This window comes from Streptococcus pseudopneumoniae (assembly GCF_001074975.1).
GTDB lineage: Bacteria > Bacillota > Bacilli > Lactobacillales > Streptococcaceae > Streptococcus > Streptococcus pseudopneumoniae_D.
The window spans coordinates 1-3,128 of sequence record NZ_JUUO01000018.1 but is presented as its reverse complement, the minus strand read 5'-3'; the positions used below and the strand labels follow the sequence as shown (position 1 = coordinate 3,128).

Annotated in this window: 3 protein-coding genes; all 3 read right to left on the bottom strand. The window is 42.8% G+C overall.

Translation table 11 applies throughout. From position 1 onward, the window contains the following. Positions 1–102 precede the first annotated feature (102 nt). The 3 genes from ADI86_RS00945 to ADI86_RS00935 all read right to left on the bottom strand — a co-directional run bounded on the left by ADI86_RS00945 (position 103) and on the right by ADI86_RS00935 (position 2,929). Complete coding sequence (locus ADI86_RS00945) at positions 103–1,377, bottom strand: hydroxymethylglutaryl-CoA reductase, degradative (RefSeq protein ID WP_049531410.1); 1,275 nt, start codon at positions 1,375–1,377, stop codon at positions 103–105. Next, entirely contained in the window at positions 1,377–2,549 is a 1,173-nt protein-coding gene (locus ADI86_RS00940) for a hydroxymethylglutaryl-CoA synthase (protein WP_049531409.1), read from the bottom strand. Before ADI86_RS00940 ends, ADI86_RS00945 begins: the two co-directional genes overlap by 1 nt. Before the next feature lie 131 nt (positions 2,550–2,680). Continuing rightward, the gene (locus ADI86_RS00935) at positions 2,681–2,929 is read right to left on the bottom strand and encodes a hypothetical protein (RefSeq protein WP_049531411.1); all 249 of its coding nucleotides are present in this window, start codon (positions 2,927–2,929) and stop codon (positions 2,681–2,683) included. Between the last annotated feature and the right edge of the window lie 199 nt (positions 2,930–3,128).

Here is a 3,128-nt window from a genome sequence, read left to right as displayed (position 1 = left end):
GACGAAATTTGTCCTTTCTCGAGCTTAGCTTTTCTTCAACCCACTACAGTTGACAAAGAGCCTTTAAGTACAAGAAAACTCAGACCGATTCGTCTGAGTTTTTTATGATCTTAAATTTTCGAGATAGCGCTGGGCTGTCTCTAGGTTAAAGGTTTTATCTGCGATGAGGCGCTCAACTAGGGGAGCTACCTCGGATTCACTAGCACCTGCTAGGAGAGCTAAGGATTTAGCCTGCAATTTCATGTGGCCTTGCTGAATTCCTGTACTGACCAAGGCTTTCAGAGCCGCAAAGTTTTGGGCAAGCCCGATAGACACGATAATATGGGCTAATTCTTTGGCAGAAGGATTTCCCAGTAGCTCATGACTGAGGGCCACACGAGGATTGAGGCCGATAGAGCCACCCTTGGTCGCTACAGGCATAGGTAGTGTAATCTCACCGACCAATTCTTCCCTTTCAAGGTCAATCGTCCAGCGACTAAGACCTTGATAGCGCCCGTCTCGACTGGCAAAGGCATGGGCACCAGCTTCGATGGCACGCCAGTCATTTCCAGTGGCAATCAAAATGGCATCAATGCCGTTAAAAATCCCTTTATTGTGGGTAGCGGCTCGATAAGGGTCAGCCTGCGCAAACTGGCTAGCCAAAGCTATTTTCTCCGCAATTTCTCGTCCTTGATCCTTTTGGCGACTCAAATAGCGAAAGGCGATACGACAGCTTGCAGTCACCAGAGAATCTGTTGCGTAGTTGGACAGGATTCCCATGAGACTCTGTCCTTGACTAAGTTCTTCTAAGACTGGTTTCAAGGCCTCCAGCATGGTGTTGAGCATATTAGCACCCATAGCTTCTTGGGTATCGACATGGAGATAAACAACGAGAAAGTCTGTTTCGCCTTTAATCTCTTCTACATGTAGATCACGCGCCCCGCCTCCACGTTTAACGATAGAAGGATAGGCTTGATTGGCAAGTTCCAAGAGCTCAGCCTTTTTGCTGGCAATCTTCACTTGCGCTTGTTCAGGATTAGCAACGTGATAAAGGGCTACCTGTCCAACCATCTGGCGCTCATGCACTTGAGCAGTAAAACCGCCTGATCGCTTAATGATTTTACTGGCGTAGCTGGCCGCAGCAACCACAGACGGTTCTTCTGTCACATAGGGAACTGTGTATTCCTGACTGTTGACAAGAACGTCTGGAACCAGCGAATAAGGCAGAGAAAAAGTTCCCACTACATTCTCACTTAGCTGATCTGCAACAGTCACACTCATCTGTTCATCCTGCTCCAGACTCGCTTGTCTCTCAGGACTAAGGAGCTCCTGAGCTTTTAACAGCTCGAGGCGCTCTTGGTATGATTTTTTAGAAAATCCATTCCAACTTATCTTCATTATTTTTCAACCTTGCTATAACGGCGTTGGTGATCGAGAATTTCAACCAAGGCAAAATCTTGATTTTCATAGCCAGCAAACTGGGCAGAGTTTGTTTCATCCAAGTCTACTTCCTCAAAGAAGACCTTTTCATAATCTGCAACAGATAAGGCAGTTCGTTGGTCCAGCTTGTTCAAGCGGTCTTTATCCAGATAGGCTTCATATCCTTCAACCAATTCACCACTAAAGAACTCAGCCACGGCACCACTTCCGTAACTATAAAGAGCGATTTTATCCCCAGCCTTCAAGCTATCTGTATTTTCCAAGAGAGACAAAAGTCCAAGGAAAAGGGAACCTGTATAGATATTTCCCACCTTTTGACTATAGAGAATAGACTGGTCAAAATGCTTTTGCAAGAGGTCTTTTTTCTCTTGAGGAAGGTTCTTATTCATAATTTTTTTCAAGCCTTTTAGCGCCAATTTAGGATAAGGCAAGTGGAAGCACACAGCTGCAAAATCATCTAAAGTAAGCTGGTAGCGTTTTTGGTATTCAAGCCAAGTCGTTTTCAAACTATCCAAATATTGTTGGGTAGAATAGACACCATTTACATAAGGAGTTGTCGAGTAATTTGGACGCCAGAAATCCATGATATCACGGGTCTGAGCTACATTGTCATTATTAAATGCCATAATGCGTGGATTTTGTGTAATCAACATAGCTACACTTCCAGCACCCTGAGTTGGTTCTCCAGGTGTTTCAATACCATATTTGGCAATATCACTGGCGATGACCAAGACCTTGGACTCTGGAGAATTTTCCACATGCAATTTGGCATAATGGAGGGCAGCTGTTGCACCATAGCAGGCTTCTTTAATCTCGAAACTACGAGCAAAGGGCTGGATACCCAGCAAACCATGTACAAAGACGGCCGCAGCCTTACTCTGGTCAATTCCTGACTCGGTAGCCACAATGACCATATCAATTTCTGCTCTTTCTTGCTCAGTTAAAATTGAGTCACTTGCACTGGCCGCCAAGGTCACAATGTCCTCAGTTAGGGGCGCAATACTCAATTCCTTGAGCAAGAGTCCTTTGCTTAATTTTTCAGGGTCAATTCCCCTCGCTTCTGCTAAATCTTGTAATTTCAAGACATATTGACTGGTCGCAAAACCAATCTTATCAATACCGATTGTCATATTTACCTCTGTTTTATCATTCATTGTAAAAAATCGTTCTATACTATTTTATCACAAATGGCAGTAAAAGAGATAAAAAAGACTTGATTCACCAAATCAAGTCTCTTATTGGTCATAGTTTTAAAGAATGATTAGTTGCTATAGAGTTCACCAACATAAGTAGCTTTATAAGCCCCATTCTCACTTATCAGTTCCTGGAGGATCAAATCTCCTGAGTAAGTCCTTCCCATCTCATCTACAAATTCTTGATAAAACTGACTGGTCGGAATTTCTCTGACATCCTTATCAAATGTCTTGTCAAGTGTTTTACTAACCTTCTCAGCAATCAATTGATGCTCTTGCCATCCACTTTGAAATTCTGAGCCCGAACTAGAAACCATGACTGGGATAAACAACAACGTCAGTAGACTTACAGACAATAAGGAAAATAGTGATTTTTTCATGATTTTTCCTCCTTTATATATATAGAATAGCACATATAGAAAGCGTTGTCAATATATTTATCTCATTTTTCAGAAAACGTAACTTCTCAAAGTAACTTCCACCTCTCTCCCAAAACTGGAAGTTAGTCTCAGACGA